Source organism: Micromonospora sp. CA-248089, assembly GCF_050948515.1.
Classification (GTDB): domain Bacteria; phylum Actinomycetota; class Actinomycetes; order Mycobacteriales; family Micromonosporaceae; genus Micromonospora.
The window spans coordinates 4,282,556-4,309,317 of sequence record NZ_CP192016.1; the positions used below are offsets into that span (position 1 = coordinate 4,282,556).

General features: G+C 73.3%; 21 protein-coding genes and 1 pseudogene. 9 read left to right on the forward strand and 13 right to left on the reverse strand.

Features of this window, described 5'->3' with window-relative positions:
- Positions 1-11: 11 nt before the first annotated feature.
- Positions 12-812: an SDR family oxidoreductase gene (locus tag ACQP26_RS20060; protein WP_433493694.1), complete on the reverse strand. Its 801-nt coding sequence runs from the start codon at positions 810-812 to the stop codon at positions 12-14.
- A gap of 1 nt (position 813) precedes the next feature.
- A complete protein-coding gene (locus tag ACQP26_RS20065; RefSeq protein WP_433496167.1) occupies positions 814-1,788 on the reverse strand; it encodes an LLM class F420-dependent oxidoreductase in 975 nt (324 codons plus the stop codon).
- 144 nt (positions 1,789-1,932) lie between these two features.
- Between ACQP26_RS20065 and ACQP26_RS20070 the strand changes: the two genes are divergently transcribed.
- Together ACQP26_RS20070 and ACQP26_RS20075 are read left to right on the forward strand one after the other, a co-directional pair.
- Positions 1,933-3,144 carry a low temperature requirement protein A gene (locus ACQP26_RS20070; RefSeq protein ID WP_433493695.1) on the forward strand — a complete coding sequence of 404 codons (1,212 nt, stop codon included), beginning with the start codon at positions 1,933-1,935 and terminating at the stop codon, positions 3,142-3,144.
- Positions 3,145-3,190: 46 nt separating this feature from the next.
- Positions 3,191-4,030, forward strand: coding sequence for a DUF1028 domain-containing protein (locus ACQP26_RS20075; RefSeq protein ID WP_269705200.1), 840 nt, complete (start codon positions 3,191-3,193; stop codon positions 4,028-4,030).
- A 2-nt stretch (positions 4,031-4,032) separates the two neighbouring features.
- Here ACQP26_RS20075 and ACQP26_RS20080 read toward each other — a convergent pair whose 3' ends face one another.
- Positions 4,033-4,704, reverse strand: a complete 672-nt coding sequence (locus ACQP26_RS20080) for a maleylpyruvate isomerase N-terminal domain-containing protein (protein WP_269705199.1) — start codon at positions 4,702-4,704, stop codon at positions 4,033-4,035.
- Positions 4,705-4,710: 6 nt separating this feature from the next.
- Entirely contained in the window at positions 4,711-5,592 is an 882-nt protein-coding gene (locus ACQP26_RS20085) for a phosphatase PAP2 family protein (RefSeq protein WP_433493696.1), read from the reverse strand.
- 92 nt (positions 5,593-5,684) lie between these two features.
- Between ACQP26_RS20085 and ACQP26_RS20090 the strand changes: the two genes are divergently transcribed.
- Positions 5,685-6,374, forward strand: a complete 690-nt coding sequence (locus ACQP26_RS20090) for a DUF3159 domain-containing protein (protein ID WP_269705197.1) — start codon at positions 5,685-5,687, stop codon at positions 6,372-6,374.
- A gap of 288 nt (positions 6,375-6,662) precedes the next feature.
- On the opposite strand, the gene ACQP26_RS20095 is transcribed toward ACQP26_RS20090, so the two are convergent.
- Positions 6,663-9,560 carry a glycoside hydrolase family 48 protein gene (locus ACQP26_RS20095; RefSeq protein ID WP_433496168.1) on the reverse strand — a complete coding sequence of 966 codons (2,898 nt, stop codon included), beginning with the start codon at positions 9,558-9,560 and terminating at the stop codon, positions 6,663-6,665.
- 851 nt (positions 9,561-10,411) lie between these two features.
- Here ACQP26_RS20095 and ACQP26_RS20100 point away from each other — a divergent pair.
- Positions 10,412-11,905, forward strand: a complete 1,494-nt coding sequence (locus tag ACQP26_RS20100; protein ID WP_269705196.1) for a GH1 family beta-glucosidase — start codon at positions 10,412-10,414, stop codon at positions 11,903-11,905.
- A gap of 46 nt (positions 11,906-11,951) precedes the next feature.
- Here the strand turns inward: ACQP26_RS20100 and ACQP26_RS20105 are convergent, their stop codons facing one another.
- The 3 genes and pseudogenes from ACQP26_RS20105 to ACQP26_RS20115 form a co-directional block, all read right to left on the reverse strand.
- Positions 11,952-12,374, reverse strand: a complete 423-nt coding sequence (locus ACQP26_RS20105; protein WP_013287300.1) for a roadblock/LC7 domain-containing protein — start codon at positions 12,372-12,374, stop codon at positions 11,952-11,954.
- The gene (locus ACQP26_RS20110) at positions 12,371-15,001 is read right to left on the reverse strand and encodes a nitrate- and nitrite sensing domain-containing protein (RefSeq protein WP_433496169.1); all 2,631 of its coding nucleotides are present in this window, start codon (positions 14,999-15,001) and stop codon (positions 12,371-12,373) included. Before ACQP26_RS20110 ends, ACQP26_RS20105 begins: the two co-directional genes overlap by 4 nt.
- A 67-nt stretch (positions 15,002-15,068) precedes the next feature.
- Positions 15,069-16,438: pseudogene (locus ACQP26_RS20115) on the reverse strand (FGGY family carbohydrate kinase).
- A gap of 259 nt (positions 16,439-16,697) precedes the next feature.
- On the opposite strand from ACQP26_RS20115, the gene ACQP26_RS20120 reads away from it, so the two are divergent.
- Positions 16,698-18,617: a chorismate-binding protein gene (locus tag ACQP26_RS20120; protein WP_433493697.1), complete on the forward strand. Its 1,920-nt coding sequence runs from the start codon at positions 16,698-16,700 to the stop codon at positions 18,615-18,617.
- A gap of 66 nt (positions 18,618-18,683) precedes the next feature.
- Here the strand turns inward: ACQP26_RS20120 and wrbA are convergent, their stop codons facing one another.
- On the reverse strand, positions 18,684-19,301 hold the full coding sequence (wrbA, locus tag ACQP26_RS20125; protein WP_281577308.1) for an NAD(P)H:quinone oxidoreductase: 618 nt from the start codon (positions 19,299-19,301) through the stop codon (positions 18,684-18,686).
- Between the two features lie 85 nt (positions 19,302-19,386).
- Here wrbA and ACQP26_RS20130 point away from each other — a divergent pair, with 85 nt between their 5' ends.
- Both ACQP26_RS20130 and ACQP26_RS20135 read left to right on the forward strand, forming a co-directional pair.
- Positions 19,387-19,878: an N-acetyltransferase family protein gene (locus tag ACQP26_RS20130; protein ID WP_433493698.1), complete on the forward strand. Its 492-nt coding sequence runs from the start codon at positions 19,387-19,389 to the stop codon at positions 19,876-19,878.
- Positions 19,879-20,080: 202 nt separating this feature from the next.
- On the forward strand, positions 20,081-21,184 hold the full coding sequence (locus ACQP26_RS20135) for a winged helix DNA-binding domain-containing protein (RefSeq protein ID WP_433493699.1): 1,104 nt from the start codon (positions 20,081-20,083) through the stop codon (positions 21,182-21,184).
- A gap of 73 nt (positions 21,185-21,257) precedes the next feature.
- On the opposite strand, the gene ACQP26_RS20140 is transcribed toward ACQP26_RS20135, so the two are convergent.
- The 4 genes from ACQP26_RS20140 to ACQP26_RS20155 are packed head-to-tail and all read right to left on the reverse strand — an operon-like array spanning position 21,258 to position 25,595.
- A complete protein-coding gene (locus tag ACQP26_RS20140) occupies positions 21,258-22,466 on the reverse strand; it encodes an ABC transporter ATP-binding protein (protein ID WP_433493700.1) in 1,209 nt (402 codons plus the stop codon).
- Between the two features lie 9 nt (positions 22,467-22,475).
- Positions 22,476-23,312 carry a carbohydrate ABC transporter permease gene (locus tag ACQP26_RS20145; protein WP_269705189.1) on the reverse strand — a complete coding sequence of 279 codons (837 nt, stop codon included), beginning with the start codon at positions 23,310-23,312 and terminating at the stop codon, positions 22,476-22,478.
- Position 23,313: 1 nt separating this feature from the next.
- Positions 23,314-24,315, reverse strand: a complete 1,002-nt coding sequence (locus ACQP26_RS20150) for a carbohydrate ABC transporter permease (RefSeq protein ID WP_269705187.1) — start codon at positions 24,313-24,315, stop codon at positions 23,314-23,316.
- Positions 24,312-25,595, reverse strand: coding sequence for an ABC transporter substrate-binding protein (locus ACQP26_RS20155; protein WP_269705186.1), 1,284 nt, complete (start codon positions 25,593-25,595; stop codon positions 24,312-24,314). Before ACQP26_RS20155 ends, ACQP26_RS20150 begins: the two co-directional genes overlap by 4 nt.
- Before the next feature lie 396 nt (positions 25,596-25,991).
- Here ACQP26_RS20155 and ACQP26_RS20160 point away from each other — a divergent pair, with 396 nt between their 5' ends.
- Both ACQP26_RS20160 and ACQP26_RS20165 read left to right on the forward strand, forming a co-directional pair.
- Positions 25,992-26,423 carry a hypothetical protein gene (locus tag ACQP26_RS20160; RefSeq protein WP_269705185.1) on the forward strand — a complete coding sequence of 144 codons (432 nt, stop codon included), beginning with the start codon at positions 25,992-25,994 and terminating at the stop codon, positions 26,421-26,423.
- 47 nt (positions 26,424-26,470) lie between these two features.
- Complete coding sequence (locus ACQP26_RS20165) at positions 26,471-26,746, forward strand: hypothetical protein (protein ID WP_269705184.1); 276 nt, start codon at positions 26,471-26,473, stop codon at positions 26,744-26,746.
- Positions 26,747-26,762 lie beyond the last annotated feature (16 nt).

Consider the following 26,762-nt stretch of genomic DNA (forward strand, 5'->3'; position numbering starts at 1 on the left):
TGAGGGCGGGCTCAGCGGTCGGCGGCCCGCAGCTTCCGGACGAGTTTGCGCAGCCCGGCCTGCCAGCCGTCCGGGTCCTCGGCGCGGCGCCGCGCGTAGTCGGCCACCTCGGGGTGCGGCAGGATCAGGAACCGCTCCTCGGCCAGACCGGCGACCACCGCGTCGGCGACCTGGTCCGGGGTGAGGATCGTCCCGGACGCCGCGATCACCCGGGCGCCCAGGTGTCCCTCGGCGAGGCCGTCGGCGAGCATCGGGGTGTCCACGCCCTGCGGGCACAGCGCGCTGACCCGGATGCCGGCGTCCCGGTAGGTGATCGCCAGCCACTCGGCGAGACCGACGGCGGCGTGCTTGGTGGCGGTGTACGGGGCGTCGCCGACGGCGGTCAGCAGTCCGGCCGCGGAGCAGGTGAGCAGCAGGTGTCCCTGGCCCCGGCTGAGCATCCCGGGCAGCGCGGCGCGGGCGCTGTGCAGGTGCCCGAGCACGTTCACCTTCCAGGCCCGGTCCCAGTCGGCGTCGGGCGCCTCGATGCCACCGCCGGTGGCCACGCCGGCGTTGGCGCAGAACAGGTCGATCCGGCCGTGACGGCGCTCGGTCTCGTCGACCAGCGCGTGCACCGCCGCCTCGTCGGTGACGTCCAGCCCGACGCCGCTGGCCACCGGGCCGATCGCGTCGGCGGCGGCGCGGGCCGCGTCGGCGGCCAGGTCGGCCAGGACGATCGCGGCGGCGCCCTCGGCGGCGAACCGGCGGCCCAGCGCCGCGCCGATCCCGCCGGCCCCTCCGGTGATCACCACCACCCGGTCGGTCAGGTTCATCTCAGGCCACCTTTCCGGGGCCGAGCCGGGGCAGCAGATCCATCCAGGCCGCCGCGCCACCTTCGGTGATCTCGGGGGTGGGCAGCACCGCGACCACCGGCACGTCGACGCCGTTGTCCGCGTACCGGCGGACCGATGCCACGCACTGCTCGGGCGAGCCGTGCAGCACCAGCGCGTCGACCACCTCGTCCGGTACGGCGGCCGAGGCGCCCCGCCGGTCCCCCGCGGCCCACGCCTCCCACATCGGGCCGAGCGAGTCCTGACGGCCCAGCCACCTGTGGAAGGCGGCGTACGCGGGCACGGTCAGGTAGCCGGTGATCATGCGGCGGCCCAGTGCGCGGGCGTAGACGGCGTCCTCGGTGGGGCAGACGAAGATGCGGGCGGCGACCTCGAAGCCGGGCCGGCGCTCCCCCACCTCGGCGAGCGCGGTCGGCACGTCGTCGGCGGCCAGCCAGTTGAGGATCACCCCGTCGGCCTCGGCGGCGGCCAGGCGCAGCATGCCGGGGCGCAGCGCGGCCAGCACGACCGGCGGCGGCACGCTGGGCGGGCGCTCCAGCGTGAACCGCCGGACGGCGAACGTGTCGAACTCCCCGTCGACGGTCTCGCCGCGCAACGCGGCCCGCACGAACCGCAGCACGTCCCGGGTGCGCTTGAACGGCTCGTCGAACGCGATCGCGTTCCAGTCGCGTACCAGCACCGGCGAGGAGGCGCCGACGCCGAGCGCGAAGCGGCCCGGCGCGGCCTCGGCCAGCGCGGCGGCGCTCATCGCGAGCAGTCCGGGTCCTCTGGTGAACACCGGTGTGATCGCGGTGCCGAGGCGCAGCCGCGGCGACCACGCGGCGGCCAGGGCCAGCGGGGTGAACGCGTCGGCGCCGGCCACCTCCGACGACCACACGTCGGTGAACCCGGCGTCGTCCAGGGCCGCGTAGACAGCGGCGTGGTCGGCGAGCGGAATTCCGCCCAACGGCACGGTCATGCCCCATCGGTTCGTCACCCGTCGATGGTGCCCGTCCGGCAGCGCCCGGAGCAAGATCCAGGCAGATATGGGTGATCCGCACCGAGGTGCCGGGAAAGAGTGTTACGACTGCCGCATGAGTCGGACCGGGGACGGAGCGCGGCGGTGAGGACCGCCGAGCCGGCCGCGCTGCGCACGTCCGGCGGCGGGCCCGACCGGGCCACGTTCCTGGAGCTCTTCTTCGACCTGGTGTACGTGTTCGCGCTGACCCGGATCTCGGCGCGCGCCTTCGAGGACCTGGTGCTGGAGGACGGCCAGACCGGCTGGGCGGCGGTGACCGGCGGCGGCAAGACGCTGCTGCTGCTTCTCGCGCTCTGGGGCGTCTGGCAGGGCACGGCGTGGACGACCAGCCGCTACGACCCGCACCACCTGTGGTTGCAGGTCATCGTGATCACCGCGCTGATCTCGGCGATGGTGATGGGGGTGGCGATCCCCCGCGCGTTCAGCCACGGCGGCCTGATGTTCGCCACCGCGTACGTGGTGGCCCAGGTGAGCCGGCCGGCGATCCTCATGCTGGTGCTGCACAAGATCCAGTACCGCCGGCTCAAGCTGCGCATGCTGATCACGTTCTGCGCCACCGGCGTGCTCTGGCTGGCCGGCGCGCTGCTGCCGGTGAACGCCCGGGTGGTGCTCTGGAGCACGGCGCTGCTGCTGGAGTACCTCGGCGGCCGCTTCGGCTGGCCGGTGCCGGGCCTGGGCCGCTCGACGGTCTCCCGCTGGGACATCCACGGCGAGCACCTGGCCGAGCGCTACCAGCAGATCTTCCTGGTCGCGCTCGGCGAGACGATCCTGCTCGCCGGCCTGTCGTTCACCCGCTCCCCCACCAGCCCCGGCATGGTCACCGCGTTGGCCCTCGCGCTCGCCACCTCGGTGCTGCTGTGGCGGATCTACGTGCAGCGCGCCGGGCAGATCCTGGGCGAGGCGGTGACCCGGGCCGCGCACCCGGCCACCGTCGGCCGCTCCGCCGCCGACACCCACCTGGTCATGGTGATCGGCGTGGTCGCCACCGCGATCGGCTACGAGCTGGTCATCGAACATCCGGCCGGGCACAACGAGCTGCCCTGGCTGGCCATGATCCTCGGCGGGCCGGCGCTGTTCCTGGCCGGCCGGGCCCGCTTCGAGTACGAGGTGTTCGGCCGGGTCTCCCCGTCCCGGCTGGTGGGGATCGCCGCGCTGCTGCTGCCCGTACCGCTGCTGGTGCGCCTCGCGCCGCTCGTCGCGACGGGCGTCGCCGCGGTGGTCCTGACGGCGGTGGCGGTGGCCGACGCGCGGCGTGCCTGGGGCCGCCCGCCGGAGGATGCCGCACCGCCGTTCTGACCGGCGACGCCGGTGCCGGACGCCGCACCCGGGCTACGATCCGCGCGTGACCTTCTCGCTCGTCGCCCGCTCCGCCGACGGGCGCCTGCACGGTGTGGCGGTGGCCAGCCGGTTCCTCGCCGCCGGGGCGCTGGTGCCCGCCGCCGAAGCGGAGGTGGGGGCGGTCGCCACCCAGGCCCACGCCAACCTCGCCTACCGGGCGCAGGCGCTCGCGCTGCTGCGCACCGGAGTGACCGCCACCGACGCGGTGGCCGGGCTGGTGGCCGCCGACCCGGGCCGCGACGACCGGCAGCTCGCCGTGGTCGCTGCGACCGGCGACGGGGCCACCTGGACCGGGCCGCGCTGCCATCCGTGGGCCGGCGGGCAGGCCGGCGACGGCTGGGCCGCGCAGGGCAACATCCTGAGCGGCCCGCAGGTGATCGACGCGTTGCGCGACGCCTGGCTGGCCCGCGACGACCTGCCGTTCCCGCAGCGCCTGCTGGCGGCGCTCACCGCCGGTGACGCGGCCGGCGGTGACCGGCGCGGCCGGCAGAGCGCCGCGATGCTCGTGGTGCAGCGCCACGGCGGGTACGCCGGCACCGGCGACGAACTGGTGGATCTGCGGGTGGACGACCATCCCGATCCGGTCGCCGAGCTGGGCCGCCTGCTCGGCATCCACCACATGCTGTTCGGCCGCCCCGACCCGGCCACGCTGAGCGACCTCACCGGCCCGCTCGCCGCCGAGGTGGCGGAACTGCTCGCCGCCACCGGTCACCCGGTCGGCCCGGCCGGCCTGGACGACGCGCTCGCGGCCTGGACCGGTCTGGAGAACCTGGAGGAACGTTTCGTGCCCGGCCGGATCGACCCGATCGTGCTGGCGCACCTGCGGCGGTGCGCGGGACGCTGAGGTCAGCCGCCGAAGGCCAGCCGGCCGATGCCCGCCCGCGTCAGCTCGGCCCGCTCGCCGCCGGTCAGCGGCAGCCGCCCGGTGGCCTTGCGCAGCACGGTGAGCGCGTCCCAGCGCAGGACCGGCGGCACCGGCACGCCGCCGGTGAGCACACCCACCACCACGTCCGCCGCGGCCGGGGTCAGCCACGGTGCCCGGTCCAGCGCGTCGGCCAGGTCCAGGCCGTGCACCGCGACCTCCACCACGCGGGTACGCAGGAACTCCGGCAGCGCCATCGCGTCACCGTGGCGGGTGCGTACCACCCGGCCGGGCGGCGCGCCGGCGACCGCCTCATCGGTGGCGCACCAGGCCCGGGCGAACTCCTCGGCCACCTCGGCCGCGCCCGGGTGCTCTCGGGCCGCCCGCTGGGCCGAGTCGATACGGTCCCGGTCGACCGGCGGGCTGAACTTGGCCGCGCCGAAGTAGGTGGCGGCGTCGACCTCGGCGCGCGGCGGCGCGGGTTCGGCGAGCATCCCGGCCAGGCGCCCGGCTCCGGTGCTCACGTGCGCGATCAGGTCGCGTACCCGCCAGGGCGGGCACGGGGTGGGCCGGTCCAGCGCCGCGTCGTCCAGGTCGCGCAGCACCCCTTCCAGGCGCGCGCACTCGGCCCGGAACGCCTCCCGCACGTGCTCCACCGGCGGTCAGCCCTTCCAGCGGGGCACCAGCCGGTGCACCACGACCAGCACCAGCGCGGCCACCACCGCGATCGTGCCGCCGATGCCGGCCGCGCTGCCCGCGTACCCGATGAACAGCGGACGGCGGCCGAGCGCCTCGACGGGGATGGTGGAACGGTCGACCAGCCAGGACAGCGCCACCGCGGAGGCCAGCAGGGCGACGACGCCGAGGCCGGCGAGCACGGCGCCGGCCATCCGGTGCGCGTCGCCCGGCTCCACCACGGCCTGCTCCCGCTGGAAGAACAGCAGCACCAGCCCGGCGACGGCGGCCCACGCGCCGACCACCAGGTACGCGGCGACCGCGTCGCTGGGCCGGTGCCAGCCGGCGGAGAGCGTGGCGACACCGGCGGCGGCGGCGTACGCGGCGCCGAGGAACGCTCCGGTCACCCGCAGCTTGCGCGGCAGCACCAGGATCAGCGCGATCGCGACCGAGGCCGCCACGGCGGTGTGCCCGCTGGGTAGGCTGTTGCCGGCGGCGGCCCGTTCCGGGTCGATGCCGAAGTCGGGGCGGACCAGGTAGTGCTTGAGCACCTGGGTGGTCACGTTCGCGCCGCCGATCAGCAGCGTCGCGGTGACGGCGAGCGCCTTGCGCCCCCGGATCAGCGCGATGAAGCCGATCACGGCGGTCGCGGCCAGCAGCGACACCACCGACATGGCGTTGAGGAGGGTGTCCACCGGACCGTCGATGCGGTCCTGGCCGATCCGGTTGCCGGTGAGCGCCACCGTGTCCAGCCACTGGCCCAGTTCGGTGTGTACGGCGAAGCGCCACACCAGCCCGAACACGGCTGTCTGGAACAGTGCCAGTACGACCAACCAGACCGCCGTCCAACCCCTCGCCGTCTCCCGCACCCGGACAACTTAACGGTAGGACCGCTGACGCGCGCGGCGGAGCGCCATCGGTGGCGGCGTACGGTGAGGCGGGCGATTCGAGGAGGTGGCGCGTGACCGGCACGCCGCAGCGGCAACCGGCGGACGGGCCGCGGCCGGAGTCGCTGGCCGACCTGCTCGGCGGCCGGCGCGGGGCGGTGGACGCGACGCTCCCGCCGCTGGCGTTCGGGCTCGGCTGGGTGCTCGGCGGGCTGGGCGGCGGAGTGCTCGCGGCGGTGCTGACCGGTACGGCGGTCGCCGGCTGGCGGTGGCGGCGCGGCGACCGTCCCCGCTCGGTACTGGTCGGGCTGCTCGCGGTCTGCGTGGCGGCGCTCATCGCGTTGCGCACCGGCCGGGCGGCCGACTTCTTCCTGCTCCAGATCGCCGCGAACACGGCGAGCGCGCTGGCCTGGGTGGTGAGCATCGTGGTGCGGTGGCCGCTGCTGGGCGTGGTGGTCGGCACGGCGCTGGGCCAGCGGACCCGGTGGCGGCGCGACCCGGCGCTGCTGCGGGCGTACGGCCGGGGCAGCTGGGTGTGGGCCGCCACCTACGTGCTGCGGGTCGCGGTGTTCGTCCCGCTGTGGCTGTACGGGCAGGTGGTCGCGCTCACCGTGGCGCGGGCGGCGCTGACCTGGCCGCTGATCGCGGCGGCGCTGGCGGGGAGCTGGATGGTGATCCGGCGCTCGCTGCCGGCCGGCCATCCGGGGCTGCGGCACCCGGTGGACGCGGCGGGCGCGGACGGTGTGGCGGCGCGCACAGAATAATGGAGAGGCCGCCACGGGGGGAGCGGCCTCTCCGTCAAATACGTTACTCCGTCCAGAGCCCGGATGTGATCCCGTGGACCGCTGATTTTTGCGTGCCTTTTCGCGCCATGGGTCGTCGCCGGGCGGAGTGGTGGGCCGGCCGGTCCGCTGCGTCGGCCGGACGGCCGGCCCACCCGGCCTGACCGTGGGCGTCAGGCCGTTCGCCGACCCGGCCGCTCCGTTCCCCCATCGGCCGGGTCGGCCTCCTCCGCGGGCGGGCTCGCGCCCGCCCACGGAGGAGGGGTCACCTCACCCCTGCGGGAAGTAGGTGCCGTAGTCGGCGTACGCCATGGCGATGTCCGCCTGCGCCCAGAACCGGTGATAGTTGAAGACCGGCTCGGGACCGCCGTCCAGGTACGCCTGCACCTTCGGCCAGTCCGGGTCGTTCTTGTAGAACGAGCGGATGTCCAGGAAGCTCTTGCCCGGGGCGATCACGTCGCCGTTGGGCATCTTCCCGGTCCAGCCGTTGGGGACGTAGAGACCCTGGCCGTCGGCGGCGTTGTAGACGTCGTCGAAACGCTTGTAGTCGCCGCGCTTCTCCGGCGTCGAGACGCCCTTGCTGTCGGCGGACGCCGAGAGCGCGTCCAGCAGGCCCTTGGCGGTGTCCTTCGCCGCGGTGTTGCCGGACTTCGCCGCGTACGCGATGAGCGTGCGGGCGTAGGCGCCGGCGACGCCGACGTCCTGGCCCTTGACCGTCACCTCGACGTGCAGGTTGGTGTTCGGCTGCGGGCTGCTCGGGTTCCAGTTGGCCGGCTGGCCCGTCCACTTCATGTCCGACGGGATCGACCAGTTGGTGCCGAGCGTGGTGTTGGCGATCGCCCACGGCACCCACTTGTCCAGCAGCGCCTTGGCCTTCGCGTTGCCGGTCTCCAGGTACAGCTCGGCGATGCGCTGCATCGACCAGGCCTGCATGCCGAACCACTGGTTCGACGGCGGGTCGTTGTAGACCGGGTCGACGTCGTAGAACATGCCGTAGAAGGTGGCGGTGCCGGCCGGCGGCTGGGCGTAGCTGCCGTCCCAGCTGTTCGTGGCGCCACCGGCGATGCCGCCCTCGGCCGACTGGAGCCAGGTGTAGAACTCCAGCTGCCGGTCGAGGCTCTTCTGCCAGTCGGAGGCCGCGGTCGGCGACTTCGGCTTCAGCTCCGAGACGTTGGTCATCACCCAGGCCGCGAACGGGTTCTGGTAGCCGAAGTGGCTGTGGCTGGAGCCGATCCGCCACGACCAGTTCTGCGAGGCGTCGTACGCGCCGCCCCAGGCGTAGTACCAGGACAGCAGGTAGTGCGCCGAGTCACGACCGCTGGCGGCCGGGCAGGTGCTCGCGCCGACGCAGTTGCCGATCTTCTTGAAGTACTTGTCGAACAGCGCGTAGCGCAGGTAGTCGCCCATCTTGGCGGCCTTGGCCACGGTGGCCGCCACGTCAGCCTGCTTGCCCTGCGCCTTGGCCCAGGTCAGCGCCCAGTAGGCGGCCTGGACGGCACGCGCGTCGGCGTCCGGGGCGTTCGTGTACTTCCACTGCTTGGCCGGGGCGCTGGACTCCTTGACGAACAGGTCCAGGTAGCCGTTCGGGCCGCCGTGCTTGAACGTGTCGCAGGACGGCTGCGGCACGGTCTCCCACACCGACTCCTGGGTGCCCCGCTGGAAGGTGTTGATGTACGCGGGCCGGGTGGTGCCGTCGCCGCAGCGGCCGAAGCCGTAGGTGTTGTCCACGTCGAGCAGCCAGTGCATGCCGTAGATGTCACCGGTGCCGTAGGTGGACTGCAGCTCCGAGCGCAGCGGGTCCTGGCCGACCGGGACGTTGGCGTCCAGCGTCGACGGGTACTGGCTGGGCAGGTTGTGCTCGGCGGCGTACTGCGGGGTGCCGGGCGAGCCGGCGGTGGCCTGGTCTGAATGATTCGGAATAATATATTTTTCCATCACCGTCCAGGCATTGTTGAACGGGGCCCAGTTCTGGGTGACCCGGCCGTACTGCGCCTCCAGCCAGAGCCAGAAGCTGAACGCCTCCGAGGTGGTCTCGTGGCCGTGGTCGGGCGCCTCGACGATCAGCGTCTCGATCGAGTGGTACGGCACGCCCTCGGGGCTGAAGTAGCCCGAGTTCTTGATCTTGCCGTACTGGTCGAGGAACTTCTTGATGTAGTCGTTGTCGCCGCCCGGGGTGTCGTTGTCCGCCTCGGTGGCGACGACGGAGATCGGGGCGTAGCCGGTGGCCGACGCGGTGATCGTGGCGGTGCCGCCGACCGTGTCGGAGTCCTCCGCGGCGGACACCGTGGCGGTGACGCCGGTGCTCCAGTTGCTCGGGGTGAGCGTCAGCGTGGACGGCGAGACGGTGATGTCGCTGTCACCGGTTACGGCGAGGCTCACCGGTACGTTGGCGGTGGGCGCCGCGCTGAGCGTGTACCGGACCGTGGCGCTGCCGCCCTCGGACACGGTGACCGCCGACGGGCTGGCGACCAGCCTGGGCCCGGTCGCCGCGGTGACGGTGAACGACTTCTCCGAGACGGCGGTGCCGCCCGCGTTGTCGTACGCCTTGGCCTGCACCGTGTAGCTGCCGGCCGGCAGGTCGAGCAGGTCGTAGCCGTACGGCGCGGTGGTGTCGGTGTTGACGAGCAGGCCGTTGCGGTAGAACTCGACCTTGCTGATGGTGCCGTCGGCGTCGCCGGCGGTCGCGGTCAGCGGGACGTCCGCCGGCGCCTCGAACGGGCCGGACGGCACGCTCAGGGAGACCGTCGGCGGCTGGTTGGTCTGCGCGCCGTTGCAGGCGACCCCGTTGAGGGTGAACGCGGTGGGCTTCGGGTTGCTGCCGCTGTAGCTGCCGTTGAAGCCGATGCTGGTGGACGCGCCGGTGGGCAGGCTGCCGTTCCACGACTCGTTCGTCGCGGTGACCTCGCTGCCGGACTGGCTCCACCGGGCCGACCAGCCCTGAACCACGCGCTGGCTGCTGTTCGGGAAGGCGAACTTCAGCGACCAGTTGTTCAGCGCGTCGCCCAGGTTCTTGATGGTGACGGTGGCGGTGAACCCGTTGTTCCAGTCGCTCGTCGCATAGGTCACGTCGCAGGCGGGTGCGGCCTGTGCGGCGCCCGCGGGCAGGGCCACCCCGCCTATGACGAGGGCGGTGGCGGCGACCATCGCCGTACGGCGACGTCTGGCCAGAAGTCTCATGTGGGCGGTGTCTCCTCGGACCGGGCCGGGACCTCGGGGTCCCGGCGGGGCGCCTCCACGCGACGACGGGCGTACGCGGGGGGACGGAGGCGTCCGGAAAGGTGGTCGTCCCGGCCGTGCCGGGGATGGGGACGCCGCACCGGTTCGTCACCGGGTGCCCTCGGCGGCCCGCGCTCGCGTTCACTGGCTCCGCGTGGCGTGACGAGAGTGTGACATGGAAGCGCTCCCACCACAACGGCCAGCGCAGATACGCGCTTCCATGTTTCGATCTCGTTTAGGGGCTTTTCCAAACCCGTGACGGGCGTTACAGTCGCAGCATCGCCGATGGGAGCGCTTCCATCGACGGTGATACAAGTACTGGATCGCCGGGTGCACCCGCGCCCGGCGCGTCGGCCCAGAGGCCGACGGCGGACCAGCCCGGACGCCGCCGCCGGCCGCCACCCGCCAGACGGAGGGAGGTGGAACCAGAGCCACTCGCGTGGCCCGGCTCCCGCGCGACGCGCACGACGGACGCCAATTCCACTTCGTGCGTGTGTGCACCATCGTTGGGGACGGGGGTTGCCCTCCCCCGTCCCCACACTAAACCCCCGTTGTCGACGGCAAAAGAGGCCGACGGGACAGGCGTGACACGCCACCCGGACGGCCTTTCTCGCTATCCACCCCACCCCTCGCCGCTCACGCCGCCCCCGGTGTTCCCGAGCGACGCCCCCGCCCACCCACTTTCCGGCCGCCCGCCGGCCGCGCGCACCTCGCCGCGACCGCCGGATCGGGGCCGGCCGCTTCCTGGCTAGAATGGGAGCGCTCCCGGCCCAGGGCGGCCCGTCACTCCGAGGAGAAACCTCATGTCGTTACTCACCCGACGGCGCCTGCTCCGCCGCGCCGCCCTGTCCGCGACCGCGGCCGGCGCGGCCCGGACCGGGCTCGCCGGCGCCACCGCGGCGGGCATCGCCGCGTCCACCGCCGCCCTCGGCGGCTGCGACAGCCCGCCCGAGCGCGTCACCGACCCGGAGCCGGACCGCGGGCTGCGCTTCCCCGAGGGCTTCGGCTGGGGGGCGGCGACCTCGGCGTACCAGATCGAGGGGGCCGCGAAGGAGGACGGGCGGGGTGAGTCCGTCTGGGACACCTTCAGCCACACGCCGGGCCGGATCCGCAACGGCGACACCGGCGACGTCGCGGCCGACCACTACCACCGGTACGAGCAGGACCTGGACCTGATGCGCGACCTGGGGCTGCGCAGCTACCGGTTCTCCATCTCCTGGCCCCGCATCCAGGCCGACGGCTCCGGCCGTCCCAACCAGCGGGGCCTCGACTTCTACCGCCGGCTGGTGGACGGGCTGCACGAGCGCGGCATCGCGCCGATGGCCACGCTGTTCCACTGGGACCTCCCCCAGGCCCTTCAGGACGACGGCGGCTGGGAGAACCGGGACACCGCCGAGCGCTTCGCCGAGTACGCCGACGCGGTCTTCCGCGCCCTCGGTGACCAGGTGCCGGTCTGGCTGACAGTCAACGAGCCGAAGACCGTGGTGCAGAACGGCTACATCTGGGGCCACCACGCCCCGGGCTTCCAGGACGAGGACGCGGCATACCTGGTCGCCCACCACCTCCAGCTCGCCCACGGCCTCGCCGTGCAGGCGCTGCGCGCCTCCGGCCTCACCGGCCGGATCGGCCCGGCGCTCAACCTGCACCCCTGCTACCCGGCCGACGACTCCGCCGAGTCGGCAGCCGCGACCCGGCTCTACGACGGCTACGAGAACCGCCTCTACCTCGACTCGATCTTCAAGGGCGCGTACCCGCAGGACGTGCTGGACGACCTCGGCCCGGACAGCCGGATGGTCCGCGGCGTCCGCGACGGCGACCTGAAGATCATTTCCAGCCCGGTCGACCTGCTCGCCGTGCAGTACTACACGCCGATCTACGTCACCGGCGACGGCAGCACGGTCCGCAAGTGGCCGACCTCCGAGGCGGAGTGGCAGCAGATCTACCCGGAGGGCATGTACGACATCCTCACCCGGGTCACCCGCGACTACGGCCGGGTGCCGATCACCATCACCGAGAACGGGCTGCCCTGCCCCGACGTGCCCGGGGCGGACGGCAACGTCGACGATCCCGGGCGGGTCTCCTTCCTGCGCGACCACTTCGCCGCCGCCCACCGGGCGATCGGCGACGGGGTGCCGCTGGAGAGCTACCACGTCTGGTCGCTGCTGGACAACTTCGAGTGGGCCGAGGGATACGAGCAGCGCTGGGGCCTGGTCTACGTCGACTACGCGAGCCAGCGGCGAGTGCTCAAGCGCAGCGCCCACTGGTACCGCGACGTGATCCGCCGCAACGGGCTGTGAAACGGTGAGCGTCCGGCCGGTGGTGGGCCGGCCGGACGCCGGCGGATCAGCGCGGCAGCGCCTGCTGCAGTTCGGCGCGCAGCGCCGGGGTGAGCATCTCGCCCGCCTGCTTGGCCAGCCGCGCCATCTCGTAGCCGACCACACCGATGTCGGCGTCCGCCCCGGCCAGCGTGGCCAGGATCGAGCCGTCGCGGATCTGCATCACCAGGAAGTAGCCGCGCCCCATCTCGACCACCGTCTGCTTGACGACGTCACCGTCGAACATCTGGGCCGCCCCGGCGGTGATGCTCATCAGGCCGGAGGTCACCGCGGCGAGCTTGTCCGCGTGGTCGCGCGGCAGGTGCGCCGAGATCGCCACCAGGAGGCCGTCGGAGGACACCACCACCGCGTGCGCCACCCCCGGAACGCGCTCGGCGAACGCGTTCACCAGCCAGCTCAGGTCGCGTGCCTCCTGGCTCAACGTCGTCACTGTCGTCGTCCTCCTTCGTCGCGCGGCAGGTACATCTCGGTGGTCTCCTCGGCCTCGGCCCGCCGTACGCCGCTGTAGAGGCGCGACAGCATGCCGCCGACCGCCTCCGGGTCCGGCTCGTGCCGCACCACCGGTCGGTCCGGGCGGTCGGCCGGGGCGACCGAGGTGAGCTGGGCCATCGGCACGCGTACCGGCAGGCCCCGCTCGTTCGTCCCTCCGGTCACCGGCGTCGCCGCCGGTGCCGGCGTCACACCCAGCGACGACGAGGCCGGGCCCTGCCGGCTGAACCAGCCGCCGCCCGCCGCCCCGGCGTCCGGCGTGAGCACGTCCTCGGCCCGGCCCGGACGGGGACGCGGCACCGTCACCGGCGCGGCGGCCGGCACCGGCGCACCGGCTCCGGCGTCCGTCCCGTCACCCAGCGGACGGCCGGTCAGCGGGGACACCGGCAGCGCCGCGGGCCGGCCCGGCACCGGACGCCACCCGGCCACCGGCAGCTCGGCGGTCGCCCCGGCCAGCGCCCCGGACGCGGAGACCGGGCCGGTGAGCGCCGGCTGAGCCGTCCCGCGCGCCAGCCGGACCGGCGCCGGCTGGCCCACCTCCGGCGCGGGCGCCTCGGCGAGCAGCTCGACAGGGATCCGCACCCGGGCCACCAGGCCCTCCCGGCCGGCGCTCAACCGCACCCGTACACCGTGGCGGGCGCTGAGATGGCTCACCACGAACAGGCCCATCCGTTCCGAGGCCGACACGTCGGCGGCCGGCGGCTCGGCGAGCACGGCGTTCGCCTCGGCCAGCGCCGACGGGCTCATGCCCAGCCCCTCGTCGACGATCTGCACGAGCGCACCCCGGCCGTCCGGCTCGACGACCACGCGTACCGCGGTCTCCGGACGGGAGAAGGCGGTGGCGTTCTCCAGCAGCTCCGCGAACAGGTGCACCAGGTCGCCCACCGCGTGCCCGACGACGTGCAGGTCGGTCCGGTTCTCGTGGCGTACCCGCTGGTACTGCTCGATCTCCGCGCTCGCGGCCAGCAGCACGGCGCCCAGGCCCACCGGGCGGTTCCACCGCCGGGTCGACTCGGTGCCGGCGAGCACCAGCAGGCTCTCGTCGTTACGGCGCATCCGGGCGGCCAGGTGGTCGAGCTTGAACAGGTTCTCCAGCTGGTCCGGGTCGCTCTCCTCGCGTTCGAGGTCGTCGAGCAGCTCCAACTGCCGTTCGACGAGCACCTGGCTGCGCCGGGCCAGGTTGACGAACATGGCGTTGACGTTGCGCCGCATCATCGCCTGCTCGACCGCCACGTCGACGGCGCTGCGGTGCACCGCCACGAACGCCTCGGCCAGCTCGCCGATCTCGTCCTGCGAGTCGATCACCGCGGGCGGTACGTCGATCGCGCCGATCGGGCGGTCCACCGTCCGCAGCCGTTGCAGTGTCAGCGGCAGGTCCACCTGCGCGATCCGCAGCGCCTGCCCGCGCAGCTGCCGCATGGAGCGGGCCACCGACCGGCCGACCAGCAGCGAGATCAGCACCGCGGACAGGAGCACGGTGGCGATCGCGCCCCCCACCAGCAGCGTGTCACGCAGCTGGCGGGCGCTGGCGTCGTCGGCCTGGCGGACCGCGTCGGCGACGATCTCGTTCTCCATCTGGCGGAACAGTTCCTGCCGCTGCTCACTCGCCGCCCACCACTGGGTCGCGTCGAGCAGGGCCGGCCGGGCATCGCCGGCGGGCAGCGTCCGCTCCTCCAGCTGGGTGGCGGCGACAAAGGCCGGGTCGACCGAGGTCCGGTCGTACCGGCGGATCTGGTCGGAGGTCGCGGCGACCCGGAACGCGCCGAGCGCGGTGAGCTGCTGGGCCCGCAGGTCGCTGAGCGTCACCTGCGCGTCCGGCTCGTACCGGCCGGCCCGGGCGGCGGCGTAGAGCTCCGCACGGACGCGCGAGGACAGCTCCTTGACCCGGGAGAGCTGCACGTACCGCAGCACCGCCTCGGTCAGCTCCTGCCGGCCACCGCCGGGCGACGGCTCGGCCAGCAGGTTCAGCAGCGACGCGATCGACCTGTGGTAGTTGCTCAGCACGGTGTCGGCGGAGAGCACCGCCGGCGCCACCGCCGCCCGGATGTTCACCACCTGGTCGTACGCCTCGATCGCTTCGGAGTAGGAGACGCGCCAGGCGGCGTCGGCGTCGGCCAGCGGTGCCGCCGCGGCGCGCAGCTCGGCCACCGCACGGTCGGTGGCCTCCTGGAGCGGCCGGAGCGCGGCGACGGCGGCGTCCCGGTCCGCGCCGGTGCCGGCCCGGCGCAACGCGGCCAGTTCCCCGGCGGTGCGGTCCCGCTCGTGCTGCAGCCGGTCGACGGCGGTCGCGATCTGCCGCCCGATGCCGACCTGCTCGGCGAAGGCACTCAGCGTGGTGGTCTGCCCGACCAGGCCCCGGGTCTGGATGCCGGCCAGCACCAGGAACGCCAGTGAGGGGATCACCAGCACCGTGGCGAGCTTGGTGCCCATCCGCCAGTCCCGCAGCCGGAACCCGGAGCGCCGCCGGTGCGGCTGAGGGGCCGCACCGCGAACCGGGTCGGGACCTGCGCCCACGGTTGCCTCCTCGTCCCGCCCCACCACGTCGGGGAGCGGAGTCCATCCAATCAGGCCGTCGGTCCGTGTCAACGGCCGCCCGGACGGTGTGACCAGGACGGTCAGCGCCTCGGGTGGACGGTCACGCGTGCGAGGCGGCCTCGTCCGTCCGGCCGACCCCGGCGATGTCGCCCGCCTCCGCCACCCGGCCGAGCGCGACGAGCGCCGCGCCGGTCGCGCCGATCTCCGGGTTGCGTTGCCAGCACACCCGGCGGGGCGCGAGCACGTCGAGGAACGCCCCGCGCCACCACGGCGAGGCGGTCAGCGCCCCACCGCCGAGGATCACCTCCATCGGCTCGCCGATGCCGGCCTCCAGCAGGGTCAGGTCGTCGGCGACGAGCCGGCACAGGCCGGTCATCAGGCCGGCGAGGATGTCCACGGCGGTGGTGCCGAAGCTCAGTCCGCGCAGCTCCCCCGAGCCCGCCGGGGCGGTTCCGGGTGGCCGGTCGCCGCCGAAGCGGGGGTTGGCCCGCACCGAGCCGGAGACGCGATCGAGCGCCATCTCCAGCTCCCTGCCCGCCGGCAGCCGCAGCTCGCGGGCCGCCCAGGCGAACAGGTTGCCGCCGCTGGAGTACGCCGCGCCGGTCACCACGTGCTCGTGGTCGACCCGGTAACGCCAGAGCTGCTCCGGCAGCGGCGGCGGCTCCGCGCCGACCGGCACGGCCTCGATCATGCGGACCGCCGCGGAGGTGCCGACGGTCACCGCCGCGCGGGTCGGGTCGACGCATCCCGACCCGACGTTGGCGGCCGCGCCGTCGCCGACCGGCGGCGCCACCGCGCGCCGTCCAGCTGCGGCCAGCGCCGCGCGTACGCCGCGTTCAGCCGGCCGTGCCAGCCGACCGGGGCCAGCGGCGGCAACCGGTCCGGGCGGACGCCGGCCAGCTCGCACGCCTCGGGATCCCAGTCCAGCCGGCACAGGTCGAGCAGCCCGGTGCCGGAGGCCAGCGACATGGACATCGGCGCCTCGTCGAGCAGCGTGCCGAGCGCGTACTCGGCGAGCCCGGTGAAGCGGGCGGACCGGTCGGCGCGCTCTCGCAGCCAGGGCAGCCGCACCGACCAGTAGCAGCGGTGCCACCACGTTCCGGTACGCCTGTGGAAGTCCGCCGGGTCGGCCGGCCCGGTCATCCCCGCGGGCGGCTCCGGCCGGGTGTCCAGCCAGGTCAGCACCGGCCCCGACGGCGTGCCGTCGGGCGCCACCGGCAGTACCGAGTGCCACTGCGCGGAGGTGGCCACCAGGCCGACGTCGGACAGGTGGCCGCCGGCGGCCAGCTCGTCCAGGCACTCCACCAGGCACGCCAGGTAGGCCGGGCCGTCGAGCGTCCCGCTGCCGTCGTCCCCGGTGACCAGGTGCACCCGGCGCCGGGCCAGCGCGCCCGGGCGCGGTGCGGCGTCCGCGTCGAGCACCAGGCCGCGCACCGAGGAGGTGCCCAGATCCAGAGCGAGAATGTCCATCGCCGGTCAACCTACCCGCCGTGACCGGTGGTCACGCCAAGATCCGTACCCGGTGCCGCGCGATCGGGTTCCACGGTGCATGCCGATCGCGTACAGTCACCGTCATGCCCGCGCACCTGTCCTGCTGGTGGCCCGCCGACCCGGCGGCCCATCCCCGCGCGTAGCTTCCCCACGCGGCCGCCCGACGAGGCGGCCGCCGGTCTCTCCCGGCATCCCGGGTCGCCTCCACCGGCGGCCACCGGCACACCGAGGAGACCCGATGACCCGCCTGTCCGACCCGCTCGCCGCCGTCGCGGCCGGCCGCGACCCCGGCCCGTTCGCGCTCGTCCGCCGCGAGGGCGCCGACCACGTCGACCTGTTCACCGGCCCGGTACGCACCGCCGGCCGCCTCGCCGACCTGCCGCTGCCCGAGCACGGCGCCGGTCCGCACACGCTCGCCCTGGTGCCGTTCCGCCAGGTCACCGAGCGCGGTTTCGAGTGCGTCGACGACGGGCTGCCGCTGGAGTTCCTGGCGGTCGAGGAGCATCGGCGGATACCGCTGGCCGACCTGCTCGACGACCTGCCCGACGCCGAGGTGCGTACCCGCGACGCCGGTTTCGACATCGCCGACGACGAGTACGCGGCGATCGTGGAACGGGTGCTGACCGACGAGATCGGCCGGGGCGAGGGGGCGAACTTCGTCATCCACCGCACCATGCGGGCCACGGTGCAGGGCGACCCGCTGGCCGCGGCCCTCGCCGCGCTGCGCCGGCTGCTTATGCGCGAGCGGGGCGCGTACTGGACGTTCCTGGTGCACACCGGCACCCGGATCCTGGTCGGCGCCAGCCCGGAGCGGCACGTCAGCGTCGCCGACGGGCTGGTCGAGATGAACCCGATCAGCGGCACGTTCCGGCACCGCGGCGCGACCGTCGACCGGGCCGAGCTGCTGCGCTTCCTGCAGGACCCGAAGGAGGTGGAGGAGCTGTACATGGTGCTGGACGAGGAGCTGAAGATGATGGCCGTGGTCGCCGAGCACGGCGGTCAGGTGGTCGGGCCGTACCTGAAGGAGATGGCGCATCTGGCGCACACCGAGTACCTGCTGGCCGGGCGCTGCTCCCGGGACGTGCGCGACGTGCTGCGGGAGACCATGTTCGCGCCCACCGTCACCGGCAGCCCGATGGAGAACGCCTGCCGGGTGATCGCCCGGCACGAGCGCACCGGGCGGCGCTACTACGCCGGGGTGCTCGCGCTGCTCGGCCGCGACGACCAGGGCCGGCAGACGCTCGACGCGCCGATCCTGATCCGTACCGCCGAGATCTCCCCCACCGGCGCGCTGCGGGTGCCGGTCGGCGCGACGCTGGTCCGGCACTCGACCACCGCCGGGGAGGTGGCCGAGACGCACGCGAAGGCCGCCGGGGTGCTGGCCGCGCTCGGTCTCGGCCCGGACGCGCCGCACGCCGGCGCCAGGGCGGCCGTCCGGTACGCCGACGACCCGGAGGTACGCGCGGCGCTGGCCGCCCGCAACGTCCCGCTGGCCCGGTTCTGGCTGGAGCAGCGGGAGCCGGGGGCGCTCGCGCTGCGCGGGCTGGCCGGGCGCCGGGCGCTGATCGTCGACGGCGAGGACACGTTCACCGGCATGCTCGCCCACCAGCTCGGCGCGCTGGGCCTGGCGGTGACCCGGCGGGACTGGCCGGACCCGGGCCCGCTGGACGGCTACGACATGGTGGTGGTCGGCCCCGGCCCGGGTGACCCGCGGGACGCGACCGCGCCGAAGATGGTGGCGCTGCGGGCGCTGCTGACCGAGCTGCTCGCGTCCGGCCGGCCGACGCTCGCGGTGTGCCTGGGCCACCAGTTGCTGGCCGGGCTACTGGGCCTGCCGCTGCACCGCCGCGACGCGCCGTACCAGGGGTTGCCGCGGGACGTGCCGGTGTTCGGGACGACCCGGCGGGTCGGGTTCTACGCCAGCTTCACCGCCCTCGCCGACGCCGACCGGGTCCCCGGCCCGTACGGCCCGGTCGAGGTGTCCCGCGACCCGGCCGACGGCGCGGTGCACGCGCTGCGCGGCGCGGGCTTCGCCGGGGTGCAGTTCCACCCGGAGTCGGTGCTGAGCCAGGACGGCACGCGGGTCCTGGCGGATCTGCTCGGGCATCTGCTCGACCGGCCGGCGCTGAGCGCGCATGGAGCGGCCGAACGCGGGTAGGGCACTGGCGACCGGTGGTCCGGACGGGTTCGAGAGCCCCCGTCCGGCCACCGGTCGCCAGTCGGGTCAGCCGGCCATGCCCCGCTTCAGCGCGGCACCCATCAGCACGGCCCGCTTGGCGGTCAGCGCGGTGGCGGCCAGCGCCACGTGGTCCGGGGCGACCTCGCCGTTGTTGCTCGTGTGCGAGGCGCCGTACGGGTTGCCGGCGACGAACTGGCTCGGGTCGGTGTAGCCGGGGGTCACCACGATGCCGCCCCAGTGGTAGAAGACCGTGTACAGCGACAGCAGCGTCGCCTCCTGGCCGCCGTGCGACGTGGCGGTCGAGGTGAACCCGCTGTAGATCTTGTCCGCGAGCGCGCCGGCGGCCCAGAGCGGTCCGGTGGTGTCGATGAACTGCTTGAGCTGGGCGGCGATCATGCCGTACCGGGTCGGCGAGCCCATGATGATCACGTCGGCCCAGGACAGGTCGTCCGGCTGCGCCTCCATCACGTCCTGGGTCTCCAGCCGGTGCGCCTGCCAGCCGGAGTTGGAGCGGATCGCCTCGTCGGGCGCCAGCTCACGCACCTTGCGCAGACGCACCTCGGCGCCGGCCTCCCCCGCCGCCTCGACCGCCGCCTGCGCCATCTGGTAGGTGATGCCGGTCGCGCTGTAGTAGATCACCGCGACCTTGACCTGGCCATCCATCAGACGTTCCCTCCTCGTTTCGGGTCAGCTCCGGCGACTACCCGTTACTTGTTCCGTCAAACGCCGGGCGTGGCATGCTCTGCGGGTGGAGATCCGCACCGCCACGCCCGCCGACTGGCCGCTGATCTGGCCGTTCCTGCGCGAGATCGTGGCGGCCGGCGAGACGTACACCTGGCCCCGCGACGTCCCGGAGGAGCGGGCCCGCGAGCTGTGGATGCCGGGCCCGCCGGCGCGGACGGTGGTCGCGGTGGCGCCGGACGGCACGGTGCTCGGCTCGGCCAAGCTGGCGCCGAACCAGGCCGGTCCGGGCGACCACGTGGCGAACGCCTCGTTCATGGTCGCCCCGGCCGCCGCCGGGCGCGGCGTCGGCCGGGCGCTGGCCGCGCACGTGCTCGACGCGGCCCGGGCCGACGGCTACCGGGCCATGCAGTTCAACGCCGTGGTGGCGACGAACACCCGGGCCGTCGCGCTGTGGCGGTCGCTGGGTTTCGAGGTGGTCGGCCGGGTGCCGGAGGGCTTCCGGCACCCGGCCGAGGGGTACGTCGACCTGCTGGTCATGCACCGGCGCCTGGGCTGAGCGTGGCTCAAGATTTGCGCAAGTTCCGTGCGTAACCGCTGTCTCCGCCCAGCTCGCGCGGGATGCTGAGCGGACCGGCGCCGGCCGCACCGGCCGCCCCCGCGCCGGGAACCTGAACGGGGGATCGCGCTGGGGTCGGCAACGTCGCCGGCGCAGCGCGATCAGGGGCCGGGTGTCGTACCCCAGGCCTACGCTGACGCCCGTGACCGTACGCCTCAGCCGCGCCGAGGCGCTCGCGCTGCGCATGACCGGCCTGCTGCTGCGCCCGCACCCCACCACCCGTCCGCAGGGCGTCGCCGACGTGGTCGAGTGGTTCGGCGCGATGCAGGCGCAGGACGCGGCGAGCGGGCTGTGGTCGCTCGGCGTCCGCCTTCCCGGCGCCACCCAGGACGACATCCGCGCGGCGCTGGAACGGCGTGAGGCGCTGCGCACCTGGCCGATGCGCGGCACCGTGCATCTCGTCCCGTCGCGCGACGCGCGGTGGATGCTGGAGCTGACCGGGGTACGGACGCTCGCCGGCATCGCCGGGCGGTGGCGGCAACTCGAGCTGACAGTCGCCGACGGCGAGCGGGCCTGCGACGTACTGGGTGCGGCGCTGACCGGCGGCGGGCGGCTGACCCGCGCCGAGTGCGTGGCCGCGTTGCGCGCCGCCGGGCTGGCCACGGCCGGCCAGCGCGGCTACCACCTGCTCTGGTACGCCAGCCAGCGCGGCGTCACCTGCATCGCCCCGCACGTCGGCACCGAGCAGACGTTCGCCCTGCTCGACGAGTGGGCGCCCGAGCCGCGCCGCCTCGAGCGCGACGAGGCGCTGGCGCTGCTGGCGCACCGCTATGTGCGCGGGCACGGCCCGGTGTCCCGGCACGAGCTGGCCCGGTGGACCGGCCTGACCGTCACCGACGCGACGCGGGCGATCACGCTGGCCGGTGACCTGCTCGCCCCGGTCGAGGTCGACGGCGAGGCGGCGGTGGTCGACGCCGCGCTGCTGGACGCGCCCCGGGCACCAGTCGACGACGTGCACACGCTGCCCGGCTTCGACGAATACCTGCTCGGCGTCAAGGACCGGTCGCTCATGCTCGACCCGGCGCACGCCGCCGCCGTGGTCCCCGGCAACAACGGGATGTTCCGGTCCACGGTGGTGCGCGGCGGCCGGGTGGTCGGCACCTGGACGCGGACGCCGGGCGCGCGGGCGGTGACCGTCAGGGTGCAGCAACTCGTGCCGTTCGACGCCGCGTTGCGGGGGCGGGTGGACGCCGCGCTGACGGGTTACGCCCGCTTCCTCGGGCTGGAGTTGCGCCACTCCTGGTAGCTCCGGACGGGTGCGAGTGGAACGCCATGGGTGTCAGAACCCACGGCGTTCCACTCACCTCCGGAGGGCGCGCTCAGTCGGCGAGCGCTCCGGCCGACCGGCCCTCGTGCAGCGTCAGGTTGCGGCCGCTGCCCGGTTCGAACAGGTGGATCTTCTCCAGGTTGAACCACACCCGGCGCGACTCGCCCTCGCGTACCGGCGACTCCGCCGACAGCCGGGTGACCAGGTTCGACCCGCCGCCGGCGAAGTCCGCGGCACCGGTGTCGGCGGCCAGTTCCTCCAGCTCGGCGGCGGTGGCCCGCTCCCCCTCGACGGTGAAGTAGACGTACTTGTCCGAGCCCATCGACTCGACGATGTCGACGGGCGCCTCGAATTCCATGCCCCGGCGGCGGGTCTCGTCGTCGATCAGGGCCGCGTCCTCGAAGTGCTCCGGGCGGATACCCAGGATCAGCTCCCGGGGCGCGTCGCCGCCTTCCAGCTCGCGGCGGATCCGGTCGCCGACCGGCACGTCGCCGAGCGCGGTCCGCAGCCGGCCGTCCTCCACGACGGCGTGCACGAAGTTCATCGAGGGCGAGCCGATGAACCCGGCGACGAACAGGTTGCGCGGGTGGTCGTACAGCTCCTGCGGCGGGCCGACCTGCTGCACCGCGCCGCCCCGCATGATGACCACGCGGTCGCCGAGCGTCATCGCCTCGGTCTGGTCGTGGGTGACGTAGACGGTGGTGGTGCCGAGCTGCTTCTGCAGCCGGGACACCACGGTGCGCATCTGTACCCGCAGCTTGGCGTCCAGGTTCGACAGCGGCTCGTCCATCAGGAACGCCTTGGGCTGGCGGACGATCGCCCGTCCCATCGCCACCCGCTGCCGCTGGCCGCCGGACAGGTTCGCCGGCTTGCGGTCCAGCAGCGCGGTCAGCTCCAGCACCTTCGCCGCCTCGTCGACCTTCTGGTTGATGGTCTCCTTGTCCAGCTTCGCCAGCCGCAGCGGGAACGCCATGTTCTCCCGCACCGTCATGTTCGGGTAGAGCGCGTACGACTGGAAGACCATCGCGATGTCGCGGTCCCGCGGCGCCTTGTCGTTGACCCGCTCGCCGCCGATGCGCAGCTCACCGGAGCTGATGTCCTCCAGCCCGGCGATCATGTTGAGCGTGGTGGACTTCCCGCAGCCGGACGGGCCGACCAGGATGACGAACTCGCCGTCGGCGATCTCCAGGTCGACGTCCTGTACGGCGGTGGTCCCGTCCGGGAACCGCTTGCTCACCTTGTCCAGCACGATGTCGGCCATTGCTACCACCTATCCCTTGACTGCGCCGGAGGTCAGACCGGAGACGATGCGGCGCTGGAAGAAGAGCACGAACAGGATGATCGGCACGGTGATCACCACGGCGGCGGCGCAGATCGCCCCGGTGGGGTCCTCGAACTGCGACTCGCCGGTGAAGAACTGCAGCGCCACCGGGACCGTGCGGGACCGCTCGGTCGAGGTGAGCGTGATCGCGAACAGGAAGTCGTTCCAGCAGAAGATGAAGACCAGGATGGCCGTGGTGAACACGCCCGGCGCGGCCAGCGGCGCGATCACCCGCCGGAACGCCTGGGCCTGGGTGGCGCCGTCCATCTTCGCCGCCTTCTCCAGGTCCCACGGGATCTGCTTGAAGAACGCCGACAGCGTGTAGATCGCCAGCGGCAGCGCGAACGTGATGTACGGCAGGATCAGACCGGGCCAGGTGTCGAACAGGCCGAGCTGCCGTTCGATCTCGAACAGCGGCGACACCAGCGACACCTGCGGGAACATCGCGATCAGGAGCGATACCCCGACCAGCACCTTCTTGCCCGGGAAGTCCAGCCGGGAGATCGCGTACGCGGCCATCGCCCCGAGCACCACCGCGATGGTGGTGGCGATCAGCGCGATGCCGATGGAGTTGACCAGGGCGCGCACGAACTGGTCGGTGTCGAAGATGGTCCGGTAGTTGTCCAGGGTCCACTCGCGCGGCCAGAACTTGCCGTCGGTGAGCGTGGCCGGGGTCTTGAACGACAGCGAGGCGATCCAGAGCACGGGGACCAGCGCGAAGACGACGACCACGACGTCCAGCAGGCCCCAGCGCACCTTCGCCCGCGTGGTGGTTTCCACTGCCATGTCAGCGCCTCTCCCCATCGTCGCTGCCCGGGGCAGCGGTGCCGAACAGCTTCACGAACACGAAGGCGATGATCGCCACGGTGATGAAGATCAGCACCGACATCGTGGAGCCGATGCCGAGGTTCAGGCCCCGGATCAGGTTGTTGTAGGCGAGCATCGACACCGACGACGTCTCGTTGCCGCCGTTGGTGAGCACGAAGATGTTGTCGAAGACCCGGAACGCGTCGAGCGTGCGGAACAGCAGCGCGACGAGGATGGCCGGCTTCATCACCGGCAGCATCACCTTGGTGAACCGCTGCCACGCCGTCGCGCCGTCGGTGGAGGCCGCCTTGAGCAGGTCCTCCGGCACCAGCGCCAGCCCGGCCATCAGCAGCAGCGCCATGAACGGGGTGGTCTTCCAGATCTCCGCCAGCATGATGATCGCCAGCGAGCTGGCCCGCTCGGTGAGCGGGGCGCTGCCGTCGAACAGGTTCGCCAGGTAGCCGGTGCCCGGCGTCCAGGCGTACCGCCAGGAGAACGCCGCGACGACGGTGACGATGCCGTACGGGATCAGCGCCGCGGTCCGCACGATGCCCCGGCCGACGAGCGTCCGGTGCATGATCAGTGCCAGGCCCATGCCGAGCACCAGCTCGATCGCGACGGTGACCACGGTGATCAGCGCGGTGACCCCGAACGCGGTCCACCAGAAGTCGTTCGTCAGCACGGTGACGTAGTTCTCCAGCCCGACGAACTCCCGCTCGTCGGGGAAGCGCAGGTCGAACCGCTGCAGCGACAGCCAGACCGAGTACAGGATCGGGTACGCGGTGACCAGCACCATGACCAGCGCGGCCGGTGCGCACAGCAGCAGGCCGAGGCGCCGCTCGGCGCGCTTGTTCTCACTCAGCGGGGCGCGGGAGCCGCGCCGGGACCGTTGTTCCGGCACGGCGGCGTGCCGGCCGCCCGGCTGCTCGGCCTCGGCCTCGGCGGCGGCCTGCGCGCCGGCCGGGGTGGCGTTCACGCTCATGGCAGAACTCCCTTGGACTCCAGCGCGTCGGAGATCGCCTTGCGCAGTTCGTCAGCGGTCTGCTCGGGCCGGATCGCCGACGGCGGCGACAGGATCGCCGACATCACCGTGGAGATGCTCTGGTACGCCGGGGTCAGCGGCCGGACCGCCGGCTCCTTCAGCTCCTCGAGGATGGTCTCCTTCATCGGGTACGCCTCGGTCATCTCCGGGTCGTCGTAGACGGCCTCGATGGTCGGCGGCACGCCGTCGTTGACGGCGGAGAACTTCTGGTTCTCGGCGTTGCGCAGGCAGCGCGCCACCTCGAACGCCTCCTCCGGGTGCTTGGAGTAGCTGCTGACCGCCAGGTTGACCCCGCCGATGGTGACCTTGCTGGGTGTGCCCGGGTCGATGCCCGGCACCCGGGCCCACTTCACGTTCTTCGCCAGGTCGGGGTTGGCCTCCTGGAGCGCCGGATACACGAACGGCCAGTTCACCTGGAACGCGCCCTTACCGGACTGGAACTCCAGCCGCACCGGGTCCTCCAGCGCGTTGCTGAACGACGGCGAGGTCACGCCCGAGGTGGCGAACTTCTGGAGCTGGTCGAGCGCGCGTACCGCGCCGGCGTCCATCTCCGCCTTCTTGCCGTCGTCACTGAGGATCTTGCCCCCGGCGCTCTCGGCGAGCGTGTTGTAGAGGACCACCAGGCCCTCGTACTGGGCGCCCATGGTGAGCACCTGGTACGGCTTGCCCTGCTCCTTGAGTTGCTGGGCGGCGGAGATCATCTCGTCCCAGGTCTCCGGCGGCTGCGACACCAGGTCGGACCGGTACCAGAGCAGCTGCACGTTGGTGTTCTTGGGCGCGGCGTAGAGCTTGTCCTCGTACCGGGCGGTGTCCAGCGGGCCCGCCAGCGTGCCCTGCTCGACCTCGGCCTTGTCCTGGCCGGTCCACTCCCGGATCCACTTCGCGCTGGCGAACTCCTGGGTCCACGTGACGTCAAGGCCGAGCACGTCCATCCCGCTGTCCTGCGCGGCGAGCCGCCGCACCATCTGCACCCGCTGCTCGTCGGCCTCGCGCGGCAGCACCCGGTAGTCGATCCGGTACCGCCCCTGCGCCGCCGTGTTGCAGGTGTCGACGACCTTCTGCAGGTTCTGCTCGGGCGGGTAGTACAGGTTGATCGTGGGGACGCCGCCGTCGCCGCCGGATCCGCAGGCGGCCAGCGGGGCCACCAACGCCAGCGCGGCGGCTGCCGCCGCCGCGCGTCCGGCCGGCCGCCGTGCGGCCGTGTCGGGGACTGTCGTCATCACCCTCCCCCTCTCTTCGGCGAAGAACCGGGGAGTGACCCGCGCCCCGGTGCACGGCGAGACGACCGGGGCATCGGCCCGATCGCCCGACGCCCCGGGCGTGTCGTGCGGCTGAACGTGCCCGACCTGCGACGGAGCGAAACATCACGGACATGTGACGGCGACAGCACGAACCGGCCGGGACGACCGACAGCTCGTCCCACGTAGTGAAACGGGGAGGCTACCCAGCGTCAGCGGTCTGCACTAGCGTGGGGCTGGCTCCGTAGCCGGCGCGTCGCCGTCGACGCCGATGCGCCTCCGGCCGTCCCCCATCGCCCGCCCGATCGGTTGGTTCTGCAGGGAAGTGCCGTGCGTGCGTTCCCCGGTTGGGCAGGATTCCCCCGAGGAGGTGCCGTCGTGCAGGACACCCGCGCTCTCGCCCTGACGTTCGAGGTGAGCGGCCTGCCCCCGGTCAAGACCGAGGCCCTGTCCATCTTCGCCGCCGGGCACCGGCAGGCCACGAGGGTCCGTACCCTGCTCCAGGCCGCCTGCACGGCGGCCCAGCGCACCGGGTGGACCCCGCTGACCGGGCCGGTCGAGGTGGACCTGACCCTGCGTTGTCCGCCCGGGCACCGCACCTCCGACGCCAGCACGCTGCTGGGCGGCGTGTGCGCGGTGCTCCAGGACAAGAAGCGGGTCTCCTCCATCGGTCTCGCCCACCTCGGGGTGCTTGTCGACGTCGCGCTCTGGTCCGACGACCGGCAGATCCGCCGGCTGTCGTACGCCGAGGAGCCGGCGGAGGAGTTCTCGTATCTGGTCCGGGTGTCGGCCGTACCGACGATGGTTTGACCGACGTCCGCGGTGGGGTACCGCGGACGCCGAGGAAGGGAGTGCCGATGTCGGAGCCACATGTCACGCTCGATCCGAGCGGGCTCGACCCGGTGCAGCAGAAGCTGCGCGGCCCGCTGGAGGATCAGCTGACCTCGGCCCTGCAGGCGGCCGCCGACCGGGTCCGCGCGGGGTACGCGGGCGAGCCGGTGGAGGATGTCTGCCGTCGGCTGCTCGACGAGACCCGTTCCGGTCTGCACCCCGACATCGCGGCCGGGTTCAACCCGGACATGGACGAGTTCTGCCGGGTGGCGGTGGCGATCGTGCGGGGCGAGCTGACCTGAGCCGGCGCCGGCACGG

Bases quoted from the DNA above. Each gene is read 5' to 3' on its own strand.
- ACQP26_RS20140 (WP_433493700.1), bottom strand. From the start codon at position 22,466: ATGGCCGACATCGTGCTGGACAAGGTGAGCAAGCGGTTCCCGGACGGG.
- ACQP26_RS20120 (WP_433493697.1), top strand. From the start codon at position 16,698: ATGACCCGCCTGTCCGACCCGCTCGCCGCCGTCGCGGCCGGCCGCGAC.
- ACQP26_RS20145 (WP_269705189.1), bottom strand. From the start codon at position 23,312: ATGGCAGTGGAAACCACCACGCGGGCGAAGGTGCGCTGGGGCCTGCTG.
- ACQP26_RS20155 (WP_269705186.1), bottom strand. From the start codon at position 25,595: ATGACGACAGTCCCCGACACGGCCGCACGGCGGCCGGCCGGACGCGCG.
- wrbA (WP_281577308.1), bottom strand. From the start codon at position 19,301: ATGGATGGCCAGGTCAAGGTCGCGGTGATCTACTACAGCGCGACCGGC.
- ACQP26_RS20065 (WP_433496167.1), bottom strand. From the start codon at position 1,788: ATGACCGTGCCGTTGGGCGGAATTCCGCTCGCCGACCACGCCGCTGTC.
- ACQP26_RS20150 (WP_269705187.1), bottom strand. From the start codon at position 24,315: ATGAGCGTGAACGCCACCCCGGCCGGCGCGCAGGCCGCCGCCGAGGCC.
- ACQP26_RS20165 (WP_269705184.1), top strand. From the start codon at position 26,471: ATGTCGGAGCCACATGTCACGCTCGATCCGAGCGGGCTCGACCCGGTG.
- ACQP26_RS20060 (WP_433493694.1), bottom strand. From the start codon at position 812: ATGAACCTGACCGACCGGGTGGTGGTGATCACCGGAGGGGCCGGCGGG.
- ACQP26_RS20100 (WP_269705196.1), top strand. From the start codon at position 10,412: ATGTCGTTACTCACCCGACGGCGCCTGCTCCGCCGCGCCGCCCTGTCC.